This is a genomic window from Pseudarthrobacter sp. NIBRBAC000502771, assembly GCF_006517215.1.
Classification (GTDB): Bacteria; Actinomycetota; Actinomycetes; order Actinomycetales; family Micrococcaceae; genus Arthrobacter; species Arthrobacter niigatensis.
On record NZ_CP041187.1, the window covers coordinates 452,961 to 476,175 of the forward strand.

The 23,215-nt window shown below is 63.2% G+C and carries 44 protein-coding genes and 1 tRNA gene; 44 read left to right on the forward strand and 1 reads right to left on the reverse strand.

The annotated features are described in order from the left end of the window. Positions 1-9: 9 nt before the first annotated feature. Positions 10-441, reverse strand: coding sequence for a transcriptional regulator (locus tag NIBR502771_RS02035; protein WP_141158241.1), 432 nt, complete (start codon positions 439-441; stop codon positions 10-12). Positions 442-631: 190 nt separating this feature from the next. On the opposite strand from NIBR502771_RS02035, the gene NIBR502771_RS02040 reads away from it, so the two are divergent. The 44 genes from NIBR502771_RS02040 to NIBR502771_RS02220 all read left to right on the forward strand — a co-directional run bounded on the left by NIBR502771_RS02040 (position 632) and on the right by NIBR502771_RS02220 (position 23,201). Further along, positions 632-898 carry a helix-turn-helix transcriptional regulator gene (locus tag NIBR502771_RS02040; protein ID WP_141158242.1) on the forward strand — a complete coding sequence of 89 codons (267 nt, stop codon included), beginning with the start codon at positions 632-634 and terminating at the stop codon, positions 896-898. Further along, complete coding sequence (locus NIBR502771_RS02045) at positions 895-1,410, forward strand: hypothetical protein (RefSeq protein WP_141158243.1); 516 nt, start codon at positions 895-897, stop codon at positions 1,408-1,410. Before NIBR502771_RS02040 ends, NIBR502771_RS02045 begins: the two co-directional genes overlap by 4 nt. Next, the gene (locus NIBR502771_RS02050; protein WP_141158244.1) at positions 1,407-1,673 is read left to right on the forward strand and encodes a hypothetical protein; all 267 of its coding nucleotides are present in this window, start codon (positions 1,407-1,409) and stop codon (positions 1,671-1,673) included. Before NIBR502771_RS02045 ends, NIBR502771_RS02050 begins: the two co-directional genes overlap by 4 nt. Then, the gene (locus NIBR502771_RS21090) at positions 1,670-1,801 is read left to right on the forward strand and encodes a hypothetical protein (protein WP_256371465.1); all 132 of its coding nucleotides are present in this window, start codon (positions 1,670-1,672) and stop codon (positions 1,799-1,801) included. Before NIBR502771_RS02050 ends, NIBR502771_RS21090 begins: the two co-directional genes overlap by 4 nt. Beyond that, complete coding sequence (locus NIBR502771_RS20625) at positions 1,798-1,974, forward strand: hypothetical protein (RefSeq protein ID WP_168225707.1); 177 nt, start codon at positions 1,798-1,800, stop codon at positions 1,972-1,974. Before NIBR502771_RS21090 ends, NIBR502771_RS20625 begins: the two co-directional genes overlap by 4 nt. A 65-nt stretch (positions 1,975-2,039) precedes the next feature. Then, positions 2,040-2,165: a hypothetical protein gene (locus tag NIBR502771_RS21185; protein WP_371706648.1), complete on the forward strand. Its 126-nt coding sequence runs from the start codon at positions 2,040-2,042 to the stop codon at positions 2,163-2,165. Between the two features lie 41 nt (positions 2,166-2,206). Beyond that, positions 2,207-2,491 (forward strand): DUF4326 domain-containing protein, encoded by a 285-nt coding sequence (locus NIBR502771_RS02060; RefSeq protein ID WP_246839785.1) that lies wholly within the window; start codon positions 2,207-2,209, stop codon positions 2,489-2,491. Continuing rightward, positions 2,488-2,802, forward strand: a complete 315-nt coding sequence (locus NIBR502771_RS02065; RefSeq protein WP_141158247.1) for a hypothetical protein — start codon at positions 2,488-2,490, stop codon at positions 2,800-2,802. Before NIBR502771_RS02060 ends, NIBR502771_RS02065 begins: the two co-directional genes overlap by 4 nt. 106 nt (positions 2,803-2,908) lie before the next feature. Continuing rightward, positions 2,909-3,283, forward strand: coding sequence for a hypothetical protein (locus tag NIBR502771_RS02070; protein WP_141158248.1), 375 nt, complete (start codon positions 2,909-2,911; stop codon positions 3,281-3,283). Next, the gene (locus NIBR502771_RS20630) at positions 3,280-3,423 is read left to right on the forward strand and encodes a hypothetical protein (RefSeq protein ID WP_168225708.1); all 144 of its coding nucleotides are present in this window, start codon (positions 3,280-3,282) and stop codon (positions 3,421-3,423) included. The genes NIBR502771_RS02070 and NIBR502771_RS20630 overlap by 4 nt, the downstream gene beginning before the upstream one ends. A gap of 103 nt (positions 3,424-3,526) precedes the next feature. Beyond that, on the forward strand, positions 3,527-3,700 hold the full coding sequence (locus tag NIBR502771_RS20635) for a hypothetical protein (protein ID WP_168225709.1): 174 nt from the start codon (positions 3,527-3,529) through the stop codon (positions 3,698-3,700). After that, positions 3,697-4,638, forward strand: a complete 942-nt coding sequence (locus NIBR502771_RS02075) for a YqaJ viral recombinase family protein (protein ID WP_141158249.1) — start codon at positions 3,697-3,699, stop codon at positions 4,636-4,638. Before NIBR502771_RS20635 ends, NIBR502771_RS02075 begins: the two co-directional genes overlap by 4 nt. Continuing rightward, the gene (locus tag NIBR502771_RS02080) at positions 4,631-5,431 is read left to right on the forward strand and encodes a recombinase RecT (protein ID WP_141158250.1); all 801 of its coding nucleotides are present in this window, start codon (positions 4,631-4,633) and stop codon (positions 5,429-5,431) included. The genes NIBR502771_RS02075 and NIBR502771_RS02080 overlap by 8 nt, the downstream gene beginning before the upstream one ends. Further along, a complete protein-coding gene (locus NIBR502771_RS02085) occupies positions 5,428-5,769 on the forward strand; it encodes a hypothetical protein (protein WP_141158251.1) in 342 nt (113 codons plus the stop codon). Before NIBR502771_RS02080 ends, NIBR502771_RS02085 begins: the two co-directional genes overlap by 4 nt. A gap of 155 nt (positions 5,770-5,924) precedes the next feature. Then, positions 5,925-6,386, forward strand: coding sequence for a single-stranded DNA-binding protein (locus tag NIBR502771_RS02090; RefSeq protein ID WP_141158252.1), 462 nt, complete (start codon positions 5,925-5,927; stop codon positions 6,384-6,386). 258 nt (positions 6,387-6,644) lie between these two features. After that, on the forward strand, positions 6,645-6,887 hold the full coding sequence (locus NIBR502771_RS02095; RefSeq protein ID WP_141158253.1) for a hypothetical protein: 243 nt from the start codon (positions 6,645-6,647) through the stop codon (positions 6,885-6,887). After that, complete coding sequence (locus NIBR502771_RS02100; protein ID WP_141158254.1) at positions 6,884-7,804, forward strand: hypothetical protein; 921 nt, start codon at positions 6,884-6,886, stop codon at positions 7,802-7,804. The genes NIBR502771_RS02095 and NIBR502771_RS02100 overlap by 4 nt, the downstream gene beginning before the upstream one ends. Beyond that, a complete protein-coding gene (locus NIBR502771_RS02105; protein ID WP_141158255.1) occupies positions 7,801-8,019 on the forward strand; it encodes a helix-turn-helix domain-containing protein in 219 nt (72 codons plus the stop codon). Before NIBR502771_RS02100 ends, NIBR502771_RS02105 begins: the two co-directional genes overlap by 4 nt. Beyond that, the gene (locus tag NIBR502771_RS02110; protein WP_141158256.1) at positions 8,019-8,378 is read left to right on the forward strand and encodes a hypothetical protein; all 360 of its coding nucleotides are present in this window, start codon (positions 8,019-8,021) and stop codon (positions 8,376-8,378) included. Before NIBR502771_RS02105 ends, NIBR502771_RS02110 begins: the two co-directional genes overlap by 1 nt. 178 nt (positions 8,379-8,556) lie before the next feature. Then, entirely contained in the window at positions 8,557-9,012 is a 456-nt protein-coding gene (locus tag NIBR502771_RS02115; protein WP_141158257.1) for a hypothetical protein, read from the forward strand. Next, on the forward strand, positions 9,012-9,740 hold the full coding sequence (locus tag NIBR502771_RS02120) for a hypothetical protein (RefSeq protein WP_141158258.1): 729 nt from the start codon (positions 9,012-9,014) through the stop codon (positions 9,738-9,740). The genes NIBR502771_RS02115 and NIBR502771_RS02120 overlap by 1 nt, the downstream gene beginning before the upstream one ends. Next, positions 9,737-11,074 (forward strand): replicative DNA helicase, encoded by a 1,338-nt coding sequence (locus NIBR502771_RS02125; protein ID WP_141158259.1) that lies wholly within the window; start codon positions 9,737-9,739, stop codon positions 11,072-11,074. The genes NIBR502771_RS02120 and NIBR502771_RS02125 overlap by 4 nt, the downstream gene beginning before the upstream one ends. Continuing rightward, positions 11,074-11,436, forward strand: coding sequence for a hypothetical protein (locus tag NIBR502771_RS02130; protein ID WP_141158260.1), 363 nt, complete (start codon positions 11,074-11,076; stop codon positions 11,434-11,436). Before NIBR502771_RS02125 ends, NIBR502771_RS02130 begins: the two co-directional genes overlap by 1 nt. 117 nt (positions 11,437-11,553) lie before the next feature. Further along, positions 11,554-11,733, forward strand: a complete 180-nt coding sequence (locus NIBR502771_RS02135) for a hypothetical protein (protein ID WP_141158261.1) — start codon at positions 11,554-11,556, stop codon at positions 11,731-11,733. Next, positions 11,730-11,858, forward strand: a complete 129-nt coding sequence (locus NIBR502771_RS21095; protein WP_256371466.1) for a hypothetical protein — start codon at positions 11,730-11,732, stop codon at positions 11,856-11,858. The genes NIBR502771_RS02135 and NIBR502771_RS21095 overlap by 4 nt, the downstream gene beginning before the upstream one ends. After that, a complete protein-coding gene (locus tag NIBR502771_RS20640) occupies positions 11,851-12,024 on the forward strand; it encodes a hypothetical protein (RefSeq protein WP_168225710.1) in 174 nt (57 codons plus the stop codon). Before NIBR502771_RS21095 ends, NIBR502771_RS20640 begins: the two co-directional genes overlap by 8 nt. After that, complete coding sequence (locus NIBR502771_RS02140) at positions 12,021-12,524, forward strand: hypothetical protein (protein ID WP_210411299.1); 504 nt, start codon at positions 12,021-12,023, stop codon at positions 12,522-12,524. The genes NIBR502771_RS20640 and NIBR502771_RS02140 overlap by 4 nt, the downstream gene beginning before the upstream one ends. Beyond that, positions 12,521-12,832, forward strand: coding sequence for a hypothetical protein (locus NIBR502771_RS02145; RefSeq protein ID WP_141158262.1), 312 nt, complete (start codon positions 12,521-12,523; stop codon positions 12,830-12,832). Before NIBR502771_RS02140 ends, NIBR502771_RS02145 begins: the two co-directional genes overlap by 4 nt. Further along, on the forward strand, positions 12,825-13,070 hold the full coding sequence (locus tag NIBR502771_RS02150) for a hypothetical protein (protein WP_141158263.1): 246 nt from the start codon (positions 12,825-12,827) through the stop codon (positions 13,068-13,070). The genes NIBR502771_RS02145 and NIBR502771_RS02150 overlap by 8 nt, the downstream gene beginning before the upstream one ends. Then, on the forward strand, positions 13,067-13,432 hold the full coding sequence (locus NIBR502771_RS02155; protein ID WP_141158264.1) for a hypothetical protein: 366 nt from the start codon (positions 13,067-13,069) through the stop codon (positions 13,430-13,432). Before NIBR502771_RS02150 ends, NIBR502771_RS02155 begins: the two co-directional genes overlap by 4 nt. A gap of 61 nt (positions 13,433-13,493) precedes the next feature. Then, positions 13,494-13,637, forward strand: a complete 144-nt coding sequence (locus NIBR502771_RS20645; RefSeq protein ID WP_168225711.1) for a hypothetical protein — start codon at positions 13,494-13,496, stop codon at positions 13,635-13,637. Positions 13,638-13,755: 118 nt separating this feature from the next. Beyond that, positions 13,756-14,553: a hypothetical protein gene (locus NIBR502771_RS02160; RefSeq protein ID WP_141158265.1), complete on the forward strand. Its 798-nt coding sequence runs from the start codon at positions 13,756-13,758 to the stop codon at positions 14,551-14,553. A gap of 327 nt (positions 14,554-14,880) precedes the next feature. Continuing rightward, positions 14,881-14,952 (forward strand) — tRNA-Asn (locus tag NIBR502771_RS02165). Between the two features lie 278 nt (positions 14,953-15,230). Beyond that, complete coding sequence (locus tag NIBR502771_RS02170; RefSeq protein WP_141158266.1) at positions 15,231-15,731, forward strand: hypothetical protein; 501 nt, start codon at positions 15,231-15,233, stop codon at positions 15,729-15,731. Next, entirely contained in the window at positions 15,728-16,996 is a 1,269-nt protein-coding gene (locus NIBR502771_RS02175) for a PBSX family phage terminase large subunit (protein WP_141158267.1), read from the forward strand. The genes NIBR502771_RS02170 and NIBR502771_RS02175 overlap by 4 nt, the downstream gene beginning before the upstream one ends. A gap of 26 nt (positions 16,997-17,022) precedes the next feature. Continuing rightward, a complete protein-coding gene (locus NIBR502771_RS02180) occupies positions 17,023-17,283 on the forward strand; it encodes a DUF6275 family protein (RefSeq protein WP_141158268.1) in 261 nt (86 codons plus the stop codon). Between the two features lie 16 nt (positions 17,284-17,299). Continuing rightward, entirely contained in the window at positions 17,300-18,967 is a 1,668-nt protein-coding gene (locus NIBR502771_RS02185; protein WP_141158269.1) for a phage portal protein, read from the forward strand. A gap of 19 nt (positions 18,968-18,986) precedes the next feature. After that, the gene (locus NIBR502771_RS02190; protein WP_141158270.1) at positions 18,987-20,105 is read left to right on the forward strand and encodes a phage minor capsid protein; all 1,119 of its coding nucleotides are present in this window, start codon (positions 18,987-18,989) and stop codon (positions 20,103-20,105) included. Between the two features lie 9 nt (positions 20,106-20,114). Beyond that, positions 20,115-20,414, forward strand: coding sequence for a DUF6527 family protein (locus NIBR502771_RS02195; RefSeq protein WP_141158271.1), 300 nt, complete (start codon positions 20,115-20,117; stop codon positions 20,412-20,414). Further along, complete coding sequence (locus NIBR502771_RS02200; protein WP_141158272.1) at positions 20,414-20,920, forward strand: hypothetical protein; 507 nt, start codon at positions 20,414-20,416, stop codon at positions 20,918-20,920. Before NIBR502771_RS02195 ends, NIBR502771_RS02200 begins: the two co-directional genes overlap by 1 nt. Beyond that, the gene (locus NIBR502771_RS02205; RefSeq protein ID WP_141158273.1) at positions 20,917-21,573 is read left to right on the forward strand and encodes a hypothetical protein; all 657 of its coding nucleotides are present in this window, start codon (positions 20,917-20,919) and stop codon (positions 21,571-21,573) included. Before NIBR502771_RS02200 ends, NIBR502771_RS02205 begins: the two co-directional genes overlap by 4 nt. A gap of 27 nt (positions 21,574-21,600) precedes the next feature. After that, entirely contained in the window at positions 21,601-22,449 is an 849-nt protein-coding gene (locus NIBR502771_RS02210; RefSeq protein WP_141158274.1) for a P22 coat protein - protein 5 domain protein, read from the forward strand. An 18-nt stretch (positions 22,450-22,467) separates the two neighbouring features. Next, entirely contained in the window at positions 22,468-22,830 is a 363-nt protein-coding gene (locus NIBR502771_RS02215; protein WP_141158275.1) for a hypothetical protein, read from the forward strand. Further along, a complete protein-coding gene (locus NIBR502771_RS02220; protein ID WP_210411301.1) occupies positions 22,827-23,201 on the forward strand; it encodes a hypothetical protein in 375 nt (124 codons plus the stop codon). The genes NIBR502771_RS02215 and NIBR502771_RS02220 overlap by 4 nt, the downstream gene beginning before the upstream one ends. The last annotated feature ends 14 nt before the right edge of the window (positions 23,202-23,215 follow it).

Genomic DNA, 23,215 nt, shown 5'->3' on the forward strand with positions numbered 1-23,215 from the left:
ACCCTGCGGTTAGGGTAGGAACGCGCCCGCTATACCCCGGTTTTTGTGACGTAATCGGTATGCAAGTTCCCCGATGAGTTCCTCGTTGGTGAGTAGGCCGGCGCGGGTTACGGGGCGGGTGTTGTCTTCTTCTTCGGCGGACAGGTCGGCCCATGATGCTTCGCCGCCGCCGTCGCGCATGTAGTCCATGGTGATGGATTCTGCGGGGATGATTTCGTGGTGGTCGAGCACTTCCCGGATGACGCCCTGGCGCCAGCCCAGGGCCTTTTCTACCTTGTTTTGGGTGGTGTCCCATGGGGCGCGTTCGCCTTTTTCGAGGGAGCGGAGGGTCTTCAGGTCTACCTCTGCTTGTTTGGCGAAGGGTTGCTGGGCGAGGGTGAGCTCAAGGCGTCCTTTTTGGACGAGTTGGCCGATGGTTTTGAGTGCTTCGGTGTATTCCACTTCCTAAGAATCGGCCAGTTTGTTTGAGGAAGCAAGCGGCGGTTTTAGGGTAACTCTTCCCAAAATTCGGGGCGCTCTTCCCTATTCGAAAGTATGTTCGAAAACTACAGCTTTGTTGTTGCGGAACTATTCAGGCATTGTTCCCGCGCCTCTCTTGCAAAGTTGGATAGAGTTCCGTAAAGTTCCCTATATGACTACCGAGAAGAAACGGGGCCCACGCCCCCGCCACAACGACCCCGACCCCGCCGCCACCGGAGAGAACCTCCGCGCCGTCCGCCTCTCCCGCGGCATCAGCCAAAAGCAACTGGCGAACGCCCTCGGCTACACCACCCATGTGGGGGTGACGCACATGGAGTCCGGCCGCCGGGGAATGTCTGACGCGCAGCTCCGTGTAGCCGCCGACTACCTGGGCGTAGCCCCCTCAGTCATCCGCCCCAACGTCAAGGCCACCCGATGAACGTCTACCTCGAAGTTGACGGGAAGCCCGTACCCGCCAGCGAACTGACTTGGGCCCACTTTTCACCGTGCGGCTGCCAGTGCGGCGTGCTGGTTGCCCAGTCCGGCAACTTCCTCGTCCCCGATGAGGAGAGCGCATGGAAGGAGTTCTACGAGAGCGCCGCGATCAGGAAGCGAGAGAAGGCCCGCGGCTACACCTTCAAGCTGATGCATCACCCAGACGCCGTTATAGCCCTCGGCGGCAAGTGCCCACACACTCCTCAGTGGGGCGTGCCGGATGAGTCAGCGCCTGAAGGCTTCGCCTGGGGCAAGCGCAGCAAGGCAAAGAAACTGCACCTCATCCCATTTACCGGCGATACCAAGCGCTCCAACTTTGCCACCGCTCCTGGCGGGTACGACGACCGGATCACCGCAAAGTGCGGAGAATCCCAGTGGTCATTCGAGGTCGATTCATGGATGACCTCAGAGTTCCTGAAGTGCGAGGCGTGCGTGACAGCGAAAGAGGCGTCATGAGCCAGGCGATCGCGCTCGAGGACCTTGACTGGGAAGCTGACGCCCGCGCCGCGCTGGAGAAGGTAGCGGGGATGGGCCACCCCTTCGATGCGTACGACCTCACCCAGCGGGCGGACCTGCGGGAACCGCCGAACTCGTCCATGTGGGGTGCACTGTTCCGTGAGGCTGCGAAGGACGGGGTGATCCGGTGGGTGGGTGCGCGGAAGTCGCGCCGGCCGCAGCGCCGGGGCTCCCTGGTTAGCGTCTGGAGGGCCGCAGCATGACCGCCGAAGAGGCCATGAAGCAGATCGGCCAGATCCTCAACTACTACTACGACAACGTACTGCCGGAGCTTGCGACACTCCATCGCATCTCCCTGGTGGTCGGAGCTTACGAAGGAAGCAAATCATGAAGCCGATCAAGGTGTACCAGTGCAAGGGTGACTGCTGCGATATGCAGAAGCCGTCGAAGCGTTTCTGGATCGTTGAGACACCACAAGGCGCGGAAGTGTTCACGCGCTTCCCTGAGGCGTCGTTCTATGCCGGGCATGAGGCACTGTCCCTCCCCCACGAGGTGACGGCGTGACCCCGGACTTGAAGGTGAAGGAAGTCGCTGAACGGTTGGGTCTCCACCCGGAAACCGTCCGCACCATGGCACGCTCCGGGGACTTCCCTGGCGCGTACAAGACGGGCCGGGGGAATCAGTCGAACCATATTCGGATCCCGTTCGCTGATGTTGAGGCGTACCGGGCCAAGCAACCACGGGTGAACCGATGAGCCCGGTCCGGGTGCAGCGGAAGCGCACCAAGGGCTGGCGGATGCCCGAGAACACCGTGAACGTGACACGCCCCGGACGTTGGGGCAACCCGTGGAAAGAAGGCAGCACCGGCTGGACCGTCCTCCCCGGCGGGTTGATCAACCGAGAACCACACGAACCCCTGACCGTAGAACAGGCCATCGAGAGCTTCCGGAACAGCACCGAATACCAGCTCACACATGACCCGGAGTTCCTTGCCGATCTGCGAGGAAAGAATCTCGCTTGCTTCTGCCGGCTGGATGCACCATGCCACGCGGACGTGCTGCTGGAATTGGCGAACCGATGAGCGACCTGTTCCCTGCTGTACGCCAGGCGATCAACGACGCTGAGGGGGCCGCGCACTCCCCCGACCAACTCCTGGACGTCCAAGCCCGCGCCGCCGTGGAGGCTGTGGTCCGGTCGGGGTGGGTGGAGCAGGCGGGGTGGGAGTACGCGGCCCGGTCCGGGGATGTGACGCTCTCGTGCGGGTTCCACACCCTGGAGGGGTGCCTCGCTGACGCGCTGGACCACGGGTTTACGGGGTTCGTGGTGGAGCGCCGGCCTATCGGGATGTGGGAAGTTTTGGACGATAGTTCCTTTTCTGACCCTAAAAGCTAGTAACTTTAGGGAACACCGTGCTAGATTGTTCCCATACACAAAAGCAGGGTCCGGAAGCTACCGACTCCCGGACCCCAGCCACTGCAACACCGACAAGGAGACTGCAATGAACTCATCCCATGATAGCCACGGCTACCTTTTCGACAAGGACACCGCCGCGAACATCATCTACGCCGAAGCCCTCCGCTTCACCGCCGAATGCTCCGCGCACGGCCCCTCAGAGGCCGAACTCCAGTCCCTCGCTCGCAAAATCTCCTGGCTCATCGACAAGGACATCAACTGGGCCGACCTTGACGTCATCATCGGGTACGCGTTCGAACTCCGCCAACTGGAGAACGGCACCCACGAATACCTGGAACTCAACGGGGCGTACACGGTGGACAACCGGGAGCAGGTCCGGTCCTGGATCACCACCCCGATGTTCGGGGAGATCGACTTCATGGTCGCCGGGGTTCCCACCCGCTGGGAGTTGGCGGCATGATCCTCTACGGCATCCAGACCCTGGGCATCCTCGCCTGCTGCGTCCTCGCCGGCTTCTCCGCCGCCGCGATCGGCCCGGCCCGCCGCCACGACACCCACCTCATGCACCGCCCCGGCACCTGCGAAGAGTGCGACCGATGAGCTGCTACTGCCGCGGCCAGGCCGAGTGCCCCAACTGCCACCAACACACCTGCACCGGTAACTGCCACTGCGACGACATCGACCAGACCAAGGAGACAGACCAATGAGCTGGGAACCACAAGACGACCTCCCCGAAGGGGAGTGGATCGTTTACGGCGAGACCGGGGAAGTCATCGGCACCTACGGCCAGGACGAGTACCGCGCTAAAGAGGCCGCCCGCGCTTGCGGCGGCCGTGACCTTGGAATCACAGCTACCTACGTGGAGATGACCCGATGACGTACACCGTTCTGGACCCGGCCCCGGACACCGCGCATTGGCTCCGGATGAGGAAGCAGGGCCTCGGCGCCTCCGACGCAGCCGCCGTCCTCGGCCTCTCCAAATGGGGTACCCCGCTCTCGGTCTACCTCGACAAGCTCTCTGACTCAATCGATGACGCTATGTCGGACCGGCAGGACTGGGGCCACCGTCTGGAGGAGCCCATCGCCCAGTGGGTGAGGGAACGAAAGAACCTTGATGTCATCCCCTCCCCAGGGCTGATCCGGTCCGAGGAGTTCCCCTGGCTGCTGGCCACCCCTGACCGGCTCGTGAACGCGGGCGACGTCGTGGTTCCCCTGGAGATCAAGTCCTCCGACGCCTTCATGGCGGACACCTGGAAGGAGGGCATCCCGCTGAACTACCAGATCCAGATCCAGCAGCAGATCCTCATCATGGGGGCCCCGTACGGCTACCTCGTGGTCCTTCATGGCGGCAACACACCGGAGTTCTACACCGTGCCAGCGGACCGGGAGTTCCATGAGCAGCTGGTACGGCTGACGCGGGACTTTTGGGAGAACCATATCCTCGCACAGGTACCGCCGGAGCCCATCACCCTAGACGATGCAGCCTCCCTCTGGTCCGGCGACACCGGCATCAAGGTTGAGGGCGGAGAGGCCCTGTACGAGCTCTGGGGCACGTACGGGCTGATGCAGGCAGAAGCCACGGAACTGAACACCAAACTGGACGCCATCAAGCTTCAGCTGCAGATCGCCATGAAAGATGCCGTCGAGCTCACCTACCGCGGCGAAACCCTCTTCACGTGGAGGCCTCGCAAGGGCAGCACCAAGTTCGATGACAAAGCATTCCAAGCAGACCACCCCGACCTGTACCCGAAGTACCTGAAGACCGGGGCCCCCACACGTACATTCCTCCGGAAGAAGGCCAAGGACAATGACTAGCCAGCTCGCAGAAGCAACCGCCGCCAAGGCCGTTGAGCAGCGCAAGAACCCCACCGCCCGCGACCTCATCCAGGCACAGCAGGCAGCCATCGAAACGCAGCTGGCTGGCGCCATGAACTCCGCCGCTTTCGTCCGCGCTGCCATCAGTAGCGTGTCGGCATCCCCACAGCTCCAGCAGGCCACCCCCGCTTCGCTGCTGGGCGGGATCATGCTGGCTGCGCAGCTCAAACTGGAGATCGGCCCCGCCCTCGGTCACTTCCACCTCACTCCCCGCATGGTCTCGAAAAAGGACGGCGACAACTGGGTCGAGGTCTGGACATGCCTCCCAATCATTGGGTACCAGGGGTATATCGAATTGGCGTACCGGTCCGGCCGTATTGAGAAGATCGAATCCCTCCTGGTCCGCAAGGGTGACAAGTTCGACCACGGCGCCAACAGCGAACGCGGACGGTTCTTTGACTGGGCCCCCGCCGACTACGAGGAGACGCGGGAGTGGACGGGCGTCATTGCTCTAGCCAAGATCAAGGGCGCCGGCACAGTGTGGGCCTACCTGCCCAAGGAGAAGGTCATCGCCCGGCGGCCGGACCGCTGGGAGAAAACTCCGTGGGCGACCAATGAGGAAGAGATGGCCCGGAAGTCCGGCATCCGTGCGCTGGCCCCGTACCTGCCGAAGTCCACGGAGCTCGGCAAAGCTCTTGAAGCTGACGAACACAAGGTGGAACACATCGCGGGCGTGCACGACTTGGTGGTTTCCAAGGCAGAGGACGAGCCCCTGGAAGAACCGACCGCATGAACGGCCGCCAGTTCGCCCTGTACCTTGCCCGCGATCTCCACTGCGTCTGTGGCTGTGTTGGCCGGGAGGATACGTTCGTCCCGCAGCACCGGGCCGGGCGCGGCATGGGTGGATCCAAGGTTCTGGACCGTCCAGCGAACATCCTTGTCATGTGCTCACTGGTCAACGGGCTGATCGAGTCCGACAGCAAGTGGGCGTCCGCGGCCCGGGAGTACGGCTGGAAAATCTCCCGCTGGGAATCCCCGGAGGAAACCCCGTTCTACGACCTCGCCTCGGGCACCTGGAACCTGATCGACAACACCTATCACCGAGTAATCACACAGAAGAAAGCAGCGTAAACAAACATGGAAACACTGACCAAGCACATCGTGAGCAATCTGCCCAGCGACACCTACGACGGTCCGTTTGACCACGATCGGGAGACGGACGCCGTGGGGTGCCGCCGTTGCATTGCCGACCGCGCTGTCCTCTCTGCACTTGGAGGCAAGTAAACATGGCCGGCGAAACCACCATTACCGTCATCGGAAATCTGGTATCTGACCCCGAACTCCGGTTCACCCCGTCCGGTTCAGCCGTTGCGAACTTCACCCTTGCGTCGACGCCCCGCACGTTCGACCGTAACAGCAACGAGTGGAAGGACGGCGAGACGCTTTTCCTGCGGGCCGCTGTCTGGAAGGAGGCGGCGGAGAACGTGGCCGAGTCCCTGACCAAGGGCATGCGCGTCATCGTCACGGGCCGGCTGAAGTCAAGGTCGTACGAGACGAAGGAGGGCGAGAAGCGGACCGTGATCGAGTTGGAGGTTGACGAGATCGGGCCCAGCTTGCGGTATGCGAATGCGAAGGTGAACCGCACCCAGCGCAGCGGCAACAACGGCGGCGGCGAGTGGGGCGGGCAGCAGACCGCTGCGGCATCCACTGGCGGCGGTTGGGGTAATGACGGGGAAGCCCCGTTCTAGCCGGCACTTTCTGAGGGGTCAGGGACTACTCGTTCCTGGCCCCTTTTGCTGTGCCCGGGAAGTTCCTCACCCAAGTAGTCGGAGTGGGGAACACTGAGTACAAAAGTTGGCCGACACGGGTAATTTTTGCCGTGTTGCTTAGGCAAACTGGGGAACAATCGCGTAGAATGTTACTACCAGCAAACAAAACAAAAGAGGCCCGCCTCGTTGCGTCAACATCGAGACGGGCAACCATTCACTGGGAGGAAATGGTTCTGTATGAAGAATACAACTACGCCTGAGTCCAACGCAACAACTAATCCAGACGTTTTACTAAACCTGTTGGCTAGGGTCTCCGAAGCGTACGACGCACAAGCCAAACACCTCGCCGAACTGGCCGAACTCCGCAAAGAAGTAGGCCGCCAAGCCATCGATGCCGGCGCCACCTACCAGCGCACCGGAGACGCTATGGGCCGCGACCGTTCCACCGCCCACATCCTCATCAACGGGAGGGCGGCATGAACGCCCGGGTCAAGCGCGACTGCCAGTGCAAGCAGGCCAACCACCAGCACGGAACACGCACCGCCTATGTGGTGGACAAGTGCCGCTGCCCGGAGTGCACGGAAGCATCCCGGAAGGTGCAGGCTGAACGTTCCCGGCTGCAGGCTTACGGACGCTACGACAGTGGCCGCGTGGACGCCCAGCCGGTCAGGGAACACATCGTCAAGCTGATGGCCTACGGCATCGGCCTCAAGCGCATCGCCGCCCTCGCCGGGGTATCGAACGCGACACTTGGCAAAATCCTTTACGGCGACCAGACCCGGAACATGCCACCGCGGGCCCGCACGGAGAAGCACGTAGCAAAGGGGGTTCTGGCTGTGAAGCCGAACCTCGGCAACCTGGGAAAGACGGTCAGCGTGGATGCGACCGGAACCCGCCGGCGGATTCAGGCGCTGGTCACGATCGGCTGGTCACAGTCCAAGATCGGGGAACGTCTGGGCATGGCACCGGGGAACTTCAACCGCACTATCAAATCCGCCATGGTGCAGGCCGAAACAGCGCGGAAGGTCAAGGCGCTTTACGAGGAACTCTGGAACCAGCCGCAGACCGGCGACGAGTGGCGGGAACGGATCAGCGCGGCACGGTCGCGGAATTACGCGAAGGAGCACGGCTGGCTTCCTCCGCTGGCCTGGGATGACGAGACCATTGATGACCCTGCCACCATGCCGGCAGTGTTCGAGGAAACTCCCCTTGTCCACGGCGAGGAGCGGATCGCGGACATTGAGTTCCTGATCCGGACCGGAGCCGGCCAGTCGGAGATCCTGTCACGTCTGGGCTTCAAGAACATGGGCGCGTTGGAGCGGCTGTGCCACCGGTACGGGCGCGGCGACGTCGTCCGGACTATGAAGAACCTCCGTTCGCTGGAGGTGGCGGCGTGAGTCGTAGTAAGGCGCCGGTGACGCCGGAGGATCTTGACCGTGCCCGCAGGCTGTTCGAGGATGGCGCGTCCCAGCGGGAAGTGCAACGGACGACGGGTATTGCCCGGGAGACGCTGCGAAAGTACTTCCCGGGCCAGCGCTGGACTTTCGTGCAGGGCGGGGAGCAGCGCTGGCTGCAGCGTAAGGCCGCCGAGGTTTTGGGTGGTGGTTTCTGATGGGCTACGTGTACCGCGGGACCATCCGCGACGCTGACGAGCCAGTGGATGAAGTTTCCGTAACCGGGCGGGCCCCTTTCGACCCCACCAAGTGTGGGACGAACGCCGGCTACAAGCAGCACCAAAACCACGGGATCATGCCGCCCTGCCAACCGTGCCGCGACGGGGCCGATGAGTACCGCCGGGAGCTCAAGGCACGGCATGGCGCAGGCCTGGTGGTGCGCGAGTTCCAGGACGACAAATGCGGGACGATCGCCGGCTATTCACGCCACATCCGTCATGGCGTTCCGGTGTGTGATCCGTGCCAGGCGGCGCGGGCCGAATACCGGGCAGCCTACTACGCGAGTAACGCTGCCTGAGCCAGGCAAACCCCACATACCAACTCTTGGTAACTCCGCGTACCGACACGCCCCAAAACTAGGTAATACTTGGGAACTCTTAGGTACAATCGAGAGAGCGTAAAGCCCAACGAAAAGGGCCGGAAGTTCGCAGCTTCCGGCCCATATCCACCCACCCGTTGAGAATGAAAGTGAATCCATGAATATCGTAACCCTTGAACTCCTCGCAGGGCCAGCACCGACAAGCCTCAACGCGAAGGAACATGCGCAGTATGCGCTGCGCCGCGCACGCGTCCAAGAGCTTGATCAGCGCTTGCAAATGGCGCGGTACGTCCAGATGGCCCGCAACGCCGGCCTGTCCCACCGTGAAATCGGGGAAGTGCTCGGGCATACCGAGGGCTGGGTCCGCCAGTACATCAAAGACACCGCCAGCAAGAAAACGTGGTCAGAGTTTGCCGACTCAGGATTCAGCGGCCACGGTGAAGCGCATGACCTGTTCTGGGAGGACATCACGGCCGCCAGCGACCTTGACCAGCGGCTGCACCTGTGCGCCGAGTATGGCCTGTCAGATAGCGCGGTAGCGGCGGCGCTGTGCATCCCGCGGGAGCGGGCAGCGGCACTCATGGAGGGTCCACGCAAAGAGGCCACACTCTGATGGCGCGGATACGAAATATCAAGCCGGACTTCTGGACGGACGAGAAACTCGTGGAGCTGGAGACCTGGGAACGGTTGCTGTTCATCGGTCTCTGGAACTTCGCTGATGACGAGGGCTACATGCCGTACTCGCCCAAGCGGATCAAGATGCAGATCTTCCCGGGGGATTCTCTAGAGGTCTCTAGAGGAATACAGAGTCTTATTTCCATTGGCGCCGTCGAGTTGTTCGACTCCGAATTTGGACAAGTCCTGCACGTAGCCAAATGGTCCAAGCACCAGAAGGTGTCTAACCCTTCGCAGTCCAAATATTCATCCATTGAACTGATCCCGGCGGGAGAAAATCCCCGGAAACAAGCGGTTCGTGCCCCTCAAATTACAGAGCCTTCACTGATCAGTACAGAGGATTCTGTAGGACTCCGTACGGAAAGGGAAAGGGAAGGGGGAAGGAAAAAAGACTTGTCCAGCACGCCGGACGAGTTCGACCAGTGGTACTCCCGGTATCCGAAGAAGGAAGCCAAGGAAGCGGCCCGGAAAGCTTTCGCTAAAGCCCGGAAGACCGTTGACCTCCCTGCACTCCTTGAAGGCGTGGACCGCTACGCGGCTGCCACCAGGGACAAAGACCGCCAGTACCTCGCCCTCCCGGCAACATGGCTCAACGCCGGCCGGTGGGCCGATGAACTCCCAGAACATACCGGGCAGCCCGGATGGACGTTAGGACTTGACCAGTGAACAACGCAGAACACGAGATGAGCGTCCTTGGCGCGATGATGCTGCACAACAAGTCCATCCCGGATGTCATGGACATCCTGGAACCGGGCGACTTCTACCGGCCGGCCAACGGGAATATCTTCCGTGCCATCGTGGACCTGTACGCCCGGAATGAGCCGGCTGACTACGCCACCGTGTTCGAGGCTTTGAAACGTGACGGGGAGACGCTGCGGGCAGTCGGCAACGACTACCTGCCCAAGTGTGGGGACGCGGCCCACAGCTACCGTAACGGTCCCGAGTACGCCCGGATCGTGGCGCGGGAGGCTGTGCGCCGCAGGATCGCTTCTGCGGGCCTGAAGGTAGCCGACCTGGCTGAGCAGCCCGGGGATGAAGACGAGCTTGTGGAGCAGGCGCGGAAGGCTGTTGACGGGGTTTCCCGGGCCGCCGGGGAGAAAGTCGTGTCATTCAGTGAGAGCATCTACGAAACCCTCCGGTCAATGGAAGCCGACAAGGCCCCGTTCATCCCCACCCCGTGGTCTTCGGTGAACCACGCCATTGCCGGGGTCCGCGGTGGGGCCATGTACGTGGTCGGCGCCCGGCCTGCTGTCGGGAAAACCGTGATTGGTTTGCAGCTCGCGCAGGGCATCGCTCGTCACGGGGCTGTCGCGTTCTACTCCATGGAAATGACCAAAGATGACCTGAATAAGCGGCTCCTGGCGTCCGAACTCCACATCCCCTACCAAAGGCTGCGGGACGACGCACTGCTGGCCCGGGACACGAATAAGATCATCGCGTCTGAACCGGACTTCCACCGGATGCCGCTGTACGTGAATGACAACCCAAGCCTGTCCATCACGGACATCAAACGCCACGCCCGGTCGGTGAACCGCAAGAGCCCACTGAAGGCCATTGTCATTGACTACATCGGACTAATGTCCACCCCGTTCGGGTATCGGGGCGAACGCCACCAGTTCATCGCTGACATGTCACGGCAACTCAAGGTTCTCTCCAAGGAGATGGACGTCCCAGTGATTGTTCTCGCGCAGTTGAACCGCGGGTCTGAACAGCGGGCGGACAAGGAACCGGTGATGTCGGACCTTCGGGATTCCGGGGCGATTGAGCAGGACGCGGATGTGGTGCTTCTGCTACACCGGGATTTGATGAACCAGCCGGGGGATCTTTATGTGCGGGTGGCGAAGAACCGTTCCGGCGTGACTGGTTCGTTCAAGCTGAAGTTCTGCGGACACTATTCCAAGGCCGTTGAGGAACACGTCTCGCCTGTGGAGGACCGTGAGTACCCGGCGTTCAGGCAGGCTCAGGAGCGGCCCGCACTGTCGAGCGTTGTGGGCTTCTGATGCGGGTCTGCACACTGGCGCTGGAGGCCCCGGCCGCATGGATCAATTCGAACCAGCGGTTGCACCGGATGCAGCAGGCGAAGCTGACCGCCGCGTGGCGTGCCGCGGCCTCGGAGAAGATCCATTCCCTGGGGTGGGAGCCGTTCACGGGGCGGGTTCATATCTTCGCGCACGTGTGGAAACCACGGGGCGGGAGGTATGACCCAAACAACCTGTGGCCCACGGTCAAGGCCGCGGTTGATGGGCTCGTGGAGGCCGGGTTCCTGGTGGACGACGACCACGCGCATGTGGAGGGCCCGGATATGCGGCATGGGGGTAAGGGGCCTGCCGCGTTGGTGTTGACGGTTACGGAACTTTCTTGAGTTTTCTTCCCCAAAAGTATGTAACTTTGGGGAACAAAGGGGTAGACTGTTCGTATAACCAAAAGAGCCGCCCCGGGTGAGCAAACCCCCGGGGCGGCCAGCACGAAAGGTCTCCCAATGCTCCGCTACTTCCGCCGCCGCCGGCCCCAACACCGGGCCGAAACGCCCGTCTCCCCGCAGGACAAACTCATCGCCGCGCACCACGGCTACACCCCGGAGCGGTGGGCGCAGCTGCCCGCCCTGGTCAAGCAGGACCTCCGGGAGTCTGTCGCTTGGGAACTGAGGGAGGCGTCATGACCCCCACCATGGCCCTGTCCTTGGCCCTCTCCGTCCCGGAAACCCCGGACAACTTCCGGGTCCTGCGTGAACTCGTCGGGGTCCTCCAAGCGCTGGTGAACCGGGAGGAAGACTCTGATGACTGAGCAGGAAGAATTCCAGTCCCGTTCGTGGGAGCCCGCTGCACGCCACTACCGGGATTTGACGGAGGACGAGAAGGCCACATACCGGCCCCGCGAATGGGAACCCCGCGTCGAGTACTTCGGCCGGCTGCAAGTCCACCAACCCGCAAAGCCTAGGAAGGCAGCATGAGCACCGAACGCGACGAACTGACCGACATCATCAAGAGCCCTGAAGCCTTCGATGGGGGCCCGGTATCATGCGGGCCTAACGACGTGTACGCGGCCCGAACTGCCGCCGCGATTATCGCCGCTGGCTACCGAAAGTACGAAACCTTCGCGGGAAGCAAGGCGCTTCTGGAAGTCGCCAATGAGCGAATCCAGCAGACCGCTAAATGGGGCGAACAGAACCACCAAAACGGGACGGGCCCGGAAACCTACCCTCTGGGAGAGATGGACTCGCTCACTTACGCGGAACTGGGCGAAGACGAAGCCGTTGAGCTCGCAGCGGTCGCCAAGCTGGCCACCGACAAAAATGCCAGGCGCGGCAGCGTGACGTGGAAGGACATTCTGCTGGAAGAGGTGTTCGAAGCTTTGGCCGAAGCGGACCACATCAAACTGAAGGCCGAGCTTATCCAGGTCGCAGCTGTTGCCGTCCAGTGGGTGGAAGCCATTGAAAGGAGCAAGCCATGACGGCCCCGGACCCGCGTGTGGGCGAAATCGAAACCCGCGCCGCACGTGCCGCCGAGTGGCCGGTACGGAACATCACAGACGAAGACCGCACCTACCTGCTGGCTGAGCTACGGAAAGCACACGAAGCACTCGAACGGGTGGAAGCTGTTGCCGGTGACCTCGCAACACGCGGCGCGGCAATCGAAGCGAAGGGCTACAACGGCTCCATTTACTCCAACCGGAACGAAGGCCGAAGCATCGGTTACCTGGAAGGCGCACGACTGATCCGCGCCGCTGTGTCTGCTGCGAAGGGAGACGGACGTGGCTGAGTACGTGCGCGCCCACGACGTGGAGAGCAACGAGTCTACGACCACGACCGAATGGGGCGTCGAAATCACGGCCCGCCTCAGAATCGCTCCGGACAGACTGCTGACAAAGGTCTTCCAGTTCCGCACCCGGGAGGACGCCGAGCAAGACCTCGAAGTTAGGCGGCAGTTCACGTTCGTCAACACCGCCCGAATTGTCCGTCGAGAAGTCACCGCCACACCGTGGGAGGCACCAGAATGACCGCGAAGACCATGGCCGAAGTGCTGGCCGAGCACGAGATGGAGAACAGCCCTGTGATTCGGGGCGAAGGCTACACGCGATGCTCCTGTGGGTTCCTGAGCAAGGGCGCGTACAGCCGAGCCTCCCACAACCGTCACGTTTCAGACGCCCTGTCTGCTGCGGGGTTTGGGTTGGTGGCCGACGCCAAAGCCGAAGCACTCGAAGAAGCAGCCAACGACATGGACGGCCTCGAAAGACTCAGCAGCTACCCCGAGGAGTCCTGCAACGACGAAGAGAACGCAGCGGTCGAGGCCTACGACAACGCCACCAATAGCCAAGAATGGCTTCGCGCCCGTGCCGCTGCCCTGCGTGGTGACTCATGAGCCGCTCCGTCCGTCAACCTGACTACCGCCAACCAGTACCCACGCCGGCAAAGGAGCCCCAATGTGTGAAGCCCAAGAAGCACTCATGAAACTCGCGTTCGAACTCGAACTCCAATGGGGCGCCGGCCGCATCGACTTCGGCAAACTCAAAGCACTCGCCACCAGCGCCACCTGCACCCACAAGGAGGAACAATGTGCGGCCTGATCGAACACATCGAGCGGGAGATCCGCGCCCGGCAACAGGCCGAACGGGACCAGCAAAACACCGGCCACGACACCCCCAAAACTAGGGAACTCTTAGGAAGTTCCGGTATCATTGTGGTATGAGCGACTGCGGCGCGTGCACTGGGGAAACGAACGTCAAACTCTGCCACGACCACACCACCCGGATAGAACAAGACCTAGCCGAAGTGGACAACGTCATAGCGAACCTGCGGGTCTCCATCGCCCGACAGGACAAAGGAGCCCAGAGTGTCGGCGGCGGAGGCCCATCAGGGTCCAAGCCCCCACTCAGCCTTGACGCCCTGGACAAGTACGAGCAACTCCGCGAAGTCCTCACCGGCTGGGCCATCCAACTGGAAGGCCGGACGTACCTCATTCTGGTCAAGACCGAAGACGTCGCGTCATACCTGTTCTCCCGTATCGAGAAGGTACGGCTGGCCGAATGGGCGTACGAACTCCTGGACGAACTGGGCGAAGCCATGGAAGCCGCACGCCGGGCAACAGACCGGGCGGCAGACAAGATCAGCGCCGGCAGATGCCCAACCGTCATCAACGGCGAACGCTGCCCGGACGAGGTCACAGCCATTGTGGGCCAAACCCACGCCCGCTGCCGGACCTGCGGGGCGACGGTGGACATCCACGACCGCCAGCAGCAACTCCTTGCGGACGCCTGGCATGTTCGGGCGCCACTCCCCCAGATCCTCCGGGCACTCAAACAGGGCAAGCACGCCACACTTCCGATGACACGGGTGGAGTGGTGGGTCAAGAAAGGCCAGCTCGTGCCGGTAGAGGGGAACCTGTACACGGCGGCCGCTGTCATGCACGCCTACTGGCAGACTCCATCCGGTCGGAAAGTCGCTCCAAATAATCTTGACGACATGGGAAGAAAAGCTAGCTAAGTTCCCATTTATTGGGTATTATGTTTTTAGTGTTGCGATTATTGGCTGAGACCCCATTATTCGTGATCCTTGAAGCCCCGCCGGCCCCCAGTAACGGCGGGGCTTCCCCATTTATCTCGCGGAAGCAGAGCAGGCAACGGCGGCCTTGCGTGCCGAGATGTTCAGCCACTCGCAAAACTGATCTCCCTGCGCTATCCCGGGGTTACGAGGATGGCAACGCTGGACCCCGCCACGGTGCACCACGGCGGGGCCTGGCACAACGCCCGACTTCCACCGGGCAACGCCCATCAAGTCACGTCGAGACAACGTGGCCGCTGTTGGGTGCAATGGTTACTAGCTCAACGGCAGAGCAGCGCACTGTTAATGCGCCGGTTCGTGGTTCGAATCCACGGTAGCCAGCTGATCGAACGCACGGCCGACACACAAGCAAACCCCAAAGGGTCACCGCGGCGCGCAAGTAGATCTTCCAATCAAAGGGGGAACCGCATCGACGCTTGCCCAGCGTGTACAGCGTCCATGCGTGACGCCCGACTCCACTGCACCAGCCCCAACTGTGTGTGGCTGACCTGCGGTAAATGCGGGGCGAAAGTAGACAACGACCAAGGCACCTACTACGGGCCCACGTACTGGGGTAACCCGGACGGCTACATCAAAGCAGACTGAGGCGGTGAGAGCGTGTGCCAGCCGCCAAGTACACCCAAGAGCAACGAGACGAAGCACTCGCCCTCTACCACACAGACGGACCCACAGCCGTAGAGAAGAAACTCGGCATCCCCAAAGGCACCGTCACACGATGGGCCAAAGAAACGGGTGTCGAAACGGTTTCGGTGTCTATCGCGCATGCGGGGACTGAGGCTGCGTCTGCGTATGCGAAGCGTCGCCGTGCCGAACTGGCGGTCCTGCTGTTGGATGATGCGCATAAGCTCCGGGCCCAGTTGTGGCAGCCGGCGCTGGTGCATGCGTTTGGCGGCAAGGACAACACGTACGAGGAACATGTGCTGGCGGAGCCGACGTTTACGGATAAGAAGAACATCATTTCGGCGGTGTCTACGGCGGTGACGTCGGTTACGCGGTTGGAGGATTACGACAAGTCGGCCAGTGATGGTGCTACTGCGGCTGATTCTGTGGTGGATCGGTTGATGCAGGGTTTCCGGACGGTGTATGAGGCGGGGCAGTGACGCCCCCGCCCCTGTCGTTCAAGCAAGTCTCATCGGTGGTGGAGTCCGCTTCGGCGAAGATCGCCCTCTGGGTCGGTGCGGTCAGTGCGGGTAAGACGATCGCTTCGCTGTTCGCGTTCCTCTTCGCCGTCCGGGCTACCCGGGGTACGGGTCTGGTCATCATCGTGGGTAAGACGCTGCAGACGATTGAGCGGAACATCCTCGCCCCCCTCATGGATGACCGGCTCTTCGGTGAGCTGTCCAAGCAGATCATCCACACCAAGGGCTCCGGGACGGCTTGGATCCTCGGCCGTGAGGTGCACCTGGTGGGTGCGAACGACTCACGGTCTGAGGAGAAGATCCGCGGCTCCACCGTCGAACTCGCGTACGTGGATGAGGCGACACTGTTGCCGCCCGGGTTCTGGGAGATGCTGATCTCCCGGCTCCGTGTGGCCGGCGCCCGCTGCCTCGCGACCACCAACCCGGGCAGCACCCGTCACTGGCTCCGGCTCGACTGGATCCTCCAGGCTGCGGCGAAGAACATGGTGGTCTTCCACTTCACCATGGACGACAACCCCCAATACTTTGAGGGTGGTGATCCGGGGCCGGCGTACATCGCGGACATGAAAGCCTCCTACACCGGGGTGTTTTATGACCGGATGATCCGGGGGTTGTGGACGAACGCTGAGGGTGCGGTCTACGACATGTGGGACCCGACCCGGCACGTGATCCCCTGGGACCGCCTGCCGCCTATCAAGCGGGTCCTGTGCGCGTCGATCGACTACGGTACGCAGCACGCCACCTCCGTCATGCTGCTGGGGCTTGGTTACGACCGGCGCCTGTACATGATGGATGAGCTCCGCATCGACGTCGCGGTGAACAGTCTGCGGAAGTCACCCTCGCAGCAGTCCAAGACCGTCCGGGACTGGCTGAAGCAACCACACCACCCCGAACAGACCGCGCTCACCCCTGAGTGGGTGGTCGTTGACACGGCCGCCGCCGACTTCCGGCAGGAACTCTACGTGGACGGCCTCGCCACCCAAGGCGCTAGGAAAGACGTCACCTACGGCATCGGCATCGTCTCCTCCCTCCTGCAGCGCGGGCAGTTGGTCTTCACGGACCGGTGCACGGGCTGGACGAATGAGGTCACGGACTATGTGTGGGATCCGAAGGCTACGGAGCGTGGCGTGGATGAGCCGGTGAAGCGTGCTGACGACTCGATGGATGCGGGCCGGTATGCGGTGGTGACGACTGAATCATTGTGGCGGGGAGAACTCGCCGCCTAACACTCACAACCCAAAGGAAGTAAGCCATGAGCGAGCAAGACGCAGACCAGTTCCTCCGCAAGGCCAAGGACGCCGTAATCACCGTGGAGTACCCGCATCACCAGTTCATCCCCAACGAACTGTACGTGGTTTGGTTCTGTAAGGCCCTGGGCAACTGGAAGGCGCTGGTCAGCACCGATGTGTGGGACGGCGCTTACTGGGAGGTCACCTACAACGGGGCCAAGCAGGAGGCCTACGTGGACACCTACAAGAAGCTCAGCAACGTCTGCATCCCTGACCGCACCTAACCTGTAGGAGGCCGTAGTGGCTCTGCCCAGCACCAGCCAGTCATGGCCCCCCACCCAACTCACCGGTATCCTCCCCTCCATGGGGGTGTGGTCCGCCTGGTACTCCGGCGACACCGACCAACTCTCGTCCGTGTACGGTGGCGCGACCGGGTCCGACCCGTCCGCTACCGGTTTCTTCGCGTCCGATCATGGCGGGTTCCGTGCCACGGTCGGCCGTGCCCTGACCCGCTGGTTCTGGGGCGAAGCCTCCCGTGGTCCCGACCGCAGGGTGAAGCTGCACGTCCCGATCGCGGCGGAACTCTGCCAAGCCTCCGCTGACCTGCTGTTCTCGGACACGATCACCATCACCTCGGAGAACAAGGACGCACAGGACCGGCTGGACGCGCTGTGTGATGACCACTTCCACGCCGAACTCGTCTCCGCCGCTGAGGTGTGCGCGGCCCTTGGTGGCGTGTACCTCCGTGTCGCATGGGACCAGTCCACCCGGGATGAGCCGTTCCTCACCCACGTAGACGCAGACCAGGCCATCCCGGAGTTCTCCTGGGGGAAGATGACGGCGGTCACGTTCTGGCAGGTCGTCGCCCGTGACGGGAAACGCGTCTACCGCCACCTTGAACGCCACGAAACGTTGGCGGACGGGACCGGGGTGATCCTCCACGGCCTGTATGAGGGCGAGGAGGACAAGCTCGGCCACCCCATCCCGTTGACGGAGCAGCCCGCCACCGCGCCCCTCGCCACACTGGTGGACGCGTTCGGGATGATCTCCTCCGAGTCCGACAGGCTGTGTGTGGTGTACGTGCCGAACCAGACCCCCAACCGGCGGTGGCGCACCCACCAGCTCGGCCGCAACCTCGGCCGGTCCGACCTTGACGGGGTCGAGCAGTTGATGGACGCCCTGGATGAGACCATGACGTCGTGGATGCGTGACGTCCGCCTCGGCAAGGCCCGCATCATGGTCGCTAAAGCCCTCCTCAACAACGTGGGCCCCGGTCAGGGCAGTGCGTTCAACGCGGAGCAGGAAGCCTACGCGTCCATGAACATGCTCGGTGGTGGGGACATGAAGCTCTCTGACCAGATCGAGCAGGTCCAGTTCAACATCCGGGTCGCGGAACACCAGGACACCGCCTCCCACCTGACGATGAACATCCTGCAGATGGCCGGGTACTCCGCGGAGACCTTCGGGATCTACGAGGGCGGCGGGCCCACCAAGACGGCCACTGAGGTGGAGGCGAAGCAGCAGCGTTCCCTGCTGACCCGTGACAGGAAGTGGCGGCTCTGGCGTCCCGCGTTGCAGGACGTCCTCGCCAAGCTCCTGAGTGTGGACCGTGCCCTGTTCCACAACAACACGGCCCCGGACGGTGTGGACATTGACTGCGCCATCGCTGAAGGCGTGCAGGAGTCCATGCTGACCCTGTCCCAGACGATCCAGGCGCTCCGTGCCGCTGATGCGGCCTCGGATGAGGTGATCGTGGGGATGCTGCACCCGGACTGGGATGAGGAACAGATCCAGGAAGAGATCAAACTCATCCGGGAGCAGAAGGCAGCCAGTGCGCTGCCGGACCCGATGTTCATGGGCGGCACGGATATCCCCCCGGTGTCCCAGGGTGGTGGCGGGCTCGGGAAGCAGAACGAGAAGCTCCACGCCGAACTGAAGCAGAAGCCACAGCACGGCATAGGCGGCTAATTCATGTAAGGGGGTCGTGATGGAGCAGGAACAGGACAGTCTGCCCGTCACGGTCGATGCCGTAGCCGCGGCGGTACTCGTCGTCTACACCGACGCGGAGCAGGGGCTGATTGCCCGGTCCGCTGACCTGGTGCGGGCGGCACTCGCCGCCGGCCCCGCCGCCATGAGTAGCCTGTACGCGGACCTCCGCCGTGAGGCTGAACGGACGACCGCCATGGTGAGGTCACGGGCACGGGCCATGGCCGCACAAGTCACCGACACGGCGGCACGGAACGGCAACACCTCCGCAGCACGGGAACTCTCCCGCCTCACCGCCGGGGACGTCCTGCCGCTGCTCCCGCACGACATCAACAGTGCACGGCTCATGGGCCAGGACCTCGAACACCGGCTCACCGCGGCGTCGTCACGGATTGCCCGGTTCGCGGATGACGCCTACCGTGCCGCGACGGTTGCGGCGGCGGCGGAGCAGATCCTCCGGCCCAAGGCGACACCGGGTGAGGCGCAGGCGCAGGCGTGGCGGCAACTCGTCTCCCGCGGCGTCACCGGCTTCACCGACAAAGCAGGCAGGGAGTGGAACCTGACGTCTTATGTGGAGATGGCGGTGCGGACTGCCACGCAGCGGGCGTACAACGCCTCGCATCGTGACCGGCTGACCCTGGCCGGGATCGACTACTTCACGATCTCCACGACCGGCCGACCTTGCGGGCTGTGTGCCCCGTGGGAGGGCAAGGTCCTGGCGGACCGGGGCGCGGGTGAGGTCACCGAACCCCACGCCGCACGTGACGGGACGGTCACCTTCCAGGTGGCGGCCACGATCGAGGAAGCCACCGCCGCTGGCCTGTTCCACCCGAACTGCAAGCACACCCTCACCGCGTACCTGCCCGGCGTCACCCTGCTCCGCACGAATCAATGGACGGCGCTGGATGAACTGAACTACCGCAACACCCAAACCCTCCGCCACCTCGAACGCGCCGTGCGGGCTTCCAAGCTCCAGGCGGCAGCGGCGCTCACCCCGTTGGATAAGGCCCGCGCTATGCGGGAGGTCCGGGAGGGGCAGGCGCGGATCCGGGAGTTCACCGCCCGGACCGGGTTGTTGCGGCGCCGGCACCGGGAACAACTCAACGCCGCCAACACCTAGGAGACCATCATGATGACAAAGTTCTGGTGCCCGGGCTGCGATGACCTCCACATGGTCAGCGATGACTGGCAGGTCACTGGGGTGGGCCCTACCCTGACAATCCAGCCCTCCGTGTTGGTGTACGAGCGGCAGAAGCTCATCAACGAGGATCTGGACTTTCCTGCACTGACAGCCCCTGAGAACGTCACCATGGCCCCACGGTGCCACTCGTTCGTCACCAACGGGCACATCCAGTTCCTTGGCGACTCCACCCACCAACTGGCCGGCCAGACGGTTCCGCTGCCTCCGCTGCCTGACTGGTGCGCCTGATGCTGACTGGTCAGATCGGGTTGCGCCGACACTCCACCGGCTGGGTCGGCAAGTGCATCGAATGGGCTACCCGCTCCCACACCCACCACGTCGTGGTCGCCGTGTCAGAGACGGTATGCATCTCGGCTGAGCCGGGCGGGGCACGCTACCGGCCCATCACCGACTACCCGTCGCTGGTCTGGTCCCGGTTCGGGCTCACCACCGCACAGCAGGACCTCATCCGGGACGCCGCCGCCGACTACGAAGGCCGCCCCTACAACTACGCCATCTACGGGCCCCTCCTCTGGCAGCGCATCACCGGCCGGAAGGTGGACGGCTGGGTCGCCCAATGGCTCGCACGGCGCCCGAACGAGAACTGTTCGCAGCTCTCCGATGACATCTACACCTTGGCCGGGTTCCACCTGTTCCCGGACATCCCCGAACTCGTCACCCCGGGCGACTTCGAACGCTTGTTCGAGTCGCTGGGCTGGCTTGAAACCCACTCACTCACAGGAGTACAGCAATGAGCGAAGCATCAGGAACCGAAGTGACCGGCACGGAAGCCGCTGGTACGGAGACAGCGGCGACCGAAACCGCCGCCACCGAAACCCAGGGCACGGAACCGGCCGGGCAGGAAGCAACCCAGGCCGTGGACTGGGACGGCAAGGTCGAATCCCTCCCCCCGGGAGCCCAGAAGCTCATCAACGACCTCCGCAAAGCGGACGGCGACGAACGGGTAGCGAAGAAGACCCTGGACTCGATCCTGAAGGCCCTCAACCCGGACGCCCCGGACGACGCCAAACCCGACCCCGCCGCCCTCGCCTCCCAGCTCACCACAGCGCAGCAGGAAGCCGCCGACCGGGCACGGGAACTCGCCATCTACAAGGCAGCCAGCGCCCACGGAGCCGACCCCGCCAAACTCCTGGACTCCAACTCATTCATGACTTCCGTCAAGGGGCTGGACCCCACTGACGGGGACGCGGTAGCCGACGCCATCAAGGCAGCGGTCACCGCAAACCAATCACTCAAAGCAGCCCGGGCGGCAGCAGCGAGCGGCGTTGAACTCTCCGGCGGGACCGGGGAACAAGGCCAAATCACTGAGCAGCAGCTCAAAACCATGACACCAGAGCAGATCGTGGAGGCCCAAGCGAAGGGCCTGCTTCGCAATCTCCTCGGGTAAAACTCCCCTCTTTGAAAGGACACCATCGTGTCGATTTTGAACTTCCGCCCGGAGATTTGGTCCGCCAACCTCCTGGTCGCCACCCGCAAGAACCTGATCTACGGCAACTGCATCAACCGCGACTACGAGGGTGAGATCTCGGCCGCGGGCGACACGGTCCGCATCACCTCGATCGGCCGCCCGACCATCTCCAACTACGTGCCCAACAGCACGAAGATCACCCCGGAGCAGGTCAACGACTCCCAGCGCACCCTGGTCGTGGACCAGTCCAAGTTCTTCGCCTTCGCGGTGGACGACGTGGACGCCCGCCAGGCCAAGGGCAACGTCATCCCCCAGTCGATGAACGAAGCAGCCTACGGGTTCGCTGACGTCATCGACCAGTACATTGCCAACAGCATGTACACGGGCATCCAGACCGCCAACCAGGCCGGTTCCATCACGGTCGCGGCGAACACCCCGTCCGACTTCTACGACAAGGTCCTGGTCCCGCTGAAGATCAAACTGGACCTCGCCAACGTCCCCACTGAGGGCCGCTGGATCAACGTCCGCCCCGAAGCGCACGGCGCCCTGCTCCGTGATGCCCGGTTCGTGAAGGTCAACGAGTCCGGCACCAGTGAGGGTCTGCGCAACGGTCACGTTGGCCGGGCCGCCGGGTTCGACATCATGGTCACGAACAACGCACCGAACACCTCGGGTTCGGAGTACGTGACCATCGCCGGCACGAACGCCGCGTACACCTTCGCTGAGCAGATCAACAAGGTGGAGGCGTACCGCCCGCAGGACTCGTTCTCCGACGCGGTCAAGGGCCTGGTCCTGTACGGCGGCAAGCTTGTGCGCCCCGACTTCCTGGCCAGCGCACTGGTCACCATCTCCTAACCGAAAGGGCCTTGAACCATGGCACGCACCGCTGTACCCCTGACAGACCTGACGACCGCCGCCAGTGTGGCGGACCCGGCAGGCACCACCGCCGACCCGACCAACGGGCACACCATCACCGGTACCCGCCCGGAAGTCCTGGCGATCCGGGTGAAGAACACCACCGCCGGGGCGTTGAACGCGATCCTGCGGGCCGGTACGTTCCCGCTCGCTGAATCGTCCGGGCAGGGCGACCTGACCGTCTCGGTTGGTGCCGGCGCGACCGTGTGGATCTCCCCCGCGGAGTCCGCCCGGTTCCTGCAGAACGACGGCTCCGTGAGCCTGGACCTGCAGGCCGGGTTCACCGGTAACGTCACCGCGTTCCGGACGAACCGCCGATGACGGACACGGTCCACATCCTCGGTGAGGGCGGGGGCATTTTCGAACTGTCCCTGCCCTTGCATGAGACGATCGCTGACAAGCTCGCCAAGGGTCACCTGCGGCGGGTTCAGCCGGACGGCACCCCCTTTGTGGAGGGTGACCGGCCGGAGGGTGTCCCGGCCCTGCCGGAGTCCCGCCCGGCCCTGAACGCTGTGAAGGCGGAATGGGTGGGCTGGGCTGTGGTGCAGGGCCTGAAGCCGGATGAGGCTGAGGCGTTGACGAAGGCTGACCTGATTGAGCGTTTCGGCGCCGGCCAGGAACCCGAAGGCAACCCGGACGGTTCCGAAGGCGCAGCGCCGGAAGGCACCCCCGAAGGTACCCCCGCCGAATAGGCACAACGGTGGGC

Bases quoted from the DNA above. Each gene is read 5' to 3' on its own strand.
- NIBR502771_RS02215 (WP_141158275.1), top strand. From the start codon at position 22,468: ATGGCACGCACCGCTGTACCCCTGACAGACCTGACGACCGCCGCCAGT.
- NIBR502771_RS20645 (WP_168225711.1), top strand. From the start codon at position 13,494: ATGTGTGAAGCCCAAGAAGCACTCATGAAACTCGCGTTCGAACTCGAA.
- NIBR502771_RS02130 (WP_141158260.1), top strand. From the start codon at position 11,074: ATGCGGGTCTGCACACTGGCGCTGGAGGCCCCGGCCGCATGGATCAAT.
- NIBR502771_RS02095 (WP_141158253.1), top strand. From the start codon at position 6,645: ATGAAGAATACAACTACGCCTGAGTCCAACGCAACAACTAATCCAGAC.
- NIBR502771_RS02080 (WP_141158250.1), top strand. From the start codon at position 4,631: ATGACTAGCCAGCTCGCAGAAGCAACCGCCGCCAAGGCCGTTGAGCAG.
- NIBR502771_RS20625 (WP_168225707.1), top strand. From the start codon at position 1,798: ATGAAGCCGATCAAGGTGTACCAGTGCAAGGGTGACTGCTGCGATATG.
- NIBR502771_RS02060 (WP_246839785.1), top strand. From the start codon at position 2,207: ATGCCCGAGAACACCGTGAACGTGACACGCCCCGGACGTTGGGGCAAC.
- NIBR502771_RS02140 (WP_210411299.1), top strand. From the start codon at position 12,021: ATGAGCACCGAACGCGACGAACTGACCGACATCATCAAGAGCCCTGAA.
- NIBR502771_RS02180 (WP_141158268.1), top strand. From the start codon at position 17,023: ATGAGCGAGCAAGACGCAGACCAGTTCCTCCGCAAGGCCAAGGACGCC.
- NIBR502771_RS02040 (WP_141158242.1), top strand. From the start codon at position 632: ATGACTACCGAGAAGAAACGGGGCCCACGCCCCCGCCACAACGACCCC.
- NIBR502771_RS20630 (WP_168225708.1), top strand. From the start codon at position 3,280: ATGATCCTCTACGGCATCCAGACCCTGGGCATCCTCGCCTGCTGCGTC.
- NIBR502771_RS02145 (WP_141158262.1), top strand. From the start codon at position 12,521: ATGACGGCCCCGGACCCGCGTGTGGGCGAAATCGAAACCCGCGCCGCA.
- NIBR502771_RS02075 (WP_141158249.1), top strand. From the start codon at position 3,697: ATGACGTACACCGTTCTGGACCCGGCCCCGGACACCGCGCATTGGCTC.
- NIBR502771_RS02135 (WP_141158261.1), top strand. From the start codon at position 11,554: ATGCTCCGCTACTTCCGCCGCCGCCGGCCCCAACACCGGGCCGAAACG.
- NIBR502771_RS02195 (WP_141158271.1), top strand. From the start codon at position 20,115: ATGATGACAAAGTTCTGGTGCCCGGGCTGCGATGACCTCCACATGGTC.
- NIBR502771_RS02190 (WP_141158270.1), top strand. From the start codon at position 18,987: ATGGAGCAGGAACAGGACAGTCTGCCCGTCACGGTCGATGCCGTAGCC.
- NIBR502771_RS02050 (WP_141158244.1), top strand. From the start codon at position 1,407: ATGAGCCAGGCGATCGCGCTCGAGGACCTTGACTGGGAAGCTGACGCC.
- NIBR502771_RS20635 (WP_168225709.1), top strand. From the start codon at position 3,527: ATGAGCTGGGAACCACAAGACGACCTCCCCGAAGGGGAGTGGATCGTT.
- NIBR502771_RS21095 (WP_256371466.1), top strand. From the start codon at position 11,730: ATGACCCCCACCATGGCCCTGTCCTTGGCCCTCTCCGTCCCGGAAACC.
- NIBR502771_RS21090 (WP_256371465.1), top strand. From the start codon at position 1,670: ATGACCGCCGAAGAGGCCATGAAGCAGATCGGCCAGATCCTCAACTAC.
- NIBR502771_RS02065 (WP_141158247.1), top strand. From the start codon at position 2,488: ATGAGCGACCTGTTCCCTGCTGTACGCCAGGCGATCAACGACGCTGAG.
- NIBR502771_RS02090 (WP_141158252.1), top strand. From the start codon at position 5,925: ATGGCCGGCGAAACCACCATTACCGTCATCGGAAATCTGGTATCTGAC.
- NIBR502771_RS02200 (WP_141158272.1), top strand. From the start codon at position 20,414: ATGCTGACTGGTCAGATCGGGTTGCGCCGACACTCCACCGGCTGGGTC.
- NIBR502771_RS02070 (WP_141158248.1), top strand. From the start codon at position 2,909: ATGAACTCATCCCATGATAGCCACGGCTACCTTTTCGACAAGGACACC.
- NIBR502771_RS02085 (WP_141158251.1), top strand. From the start codon at position 5,428: ATGAACGGCCGCCAGTTCGCCCTGTACCTTGCCCGCGATCTCCACTGC.
- NIBR502771_RS20640 (WP_168225710.1), top strand. From the start codon at position 11,851: ATGACTGAGCAGGAAGAATTCCAGTCCCGTTCGTGGGAGCCCGCTGCA.
- NIBR502771_RS02160 (WP_141158265.1), top strand. From the start codon at position 13,756: ATGAGCGACTGCGGCGCGTGCACTGGGGAAACGAACGTCAAACTCTGC.
- NIBR502771_RS02110 (WP_141158256.1), top strand. From the start codon at position 8,019: ATGGGCTACGTGTACCGCGGGACCATCCGCGACGCTGACGAGCCAGTG.
- NIBR502771_RS02115 (WP_141158257.1), top strand. From the start codon at position 8,557: ATGAATATCGTAACCCTTGAACTCCTCGCAGGGCCAGCACCGACAAGC.
- NIBR502771_RS02205 (WP_141158273.1), top strand. From the start codon at position 20,917: ATGAGCGAAGCATCAGGAACCGAAGTGACCGGCACGGAAGCCGCTGGT.
- NIBR502771_RS02120 (WP_141158258.1), top strand. From the start codon at position 9,012: ATGGCGCGGATACGAAATATCAAGCCGGACTTCTGGACGGACGAGAAA.
- NIBR502771_RS02100 (WP_141158254.1), top strand. From the start codon at position 6,884: ATGAACGCCCGGGTCAAGCGCGACTGCCAGTGCAAGCAGGCCAACCAC.
- NIBR502771_RS02220 (WP_210411301.1), top strand. From the start codon at position 22,827: ATGACGGACACGGTCCACATCCTCGGTGAGGGCGGGGGCATTTTCGAA.
- NIBR502771_RS02045 (WP_141158243.1), top strand. From the start codon at position 895: ATGAACGTCTACCTCGAAGTTGACGGGAAGCCCGTACCCGCCAGCGAA.
- NIBR502771_RS21185 (WP_371706648.1), top strand. From the start codon at position 2,040: ATGGCACGCTCCGGGGACTTCCCTGGCGCGTACAAGACGGGCCGGGGG.
- NIBR502771_RS02155 (WP_141158264.1), top strand. From the start codon at position 13,067: ATGACCGCGAAGACCATGGCCGAAGTGCTGGCCGAGCACGAGATGGAG.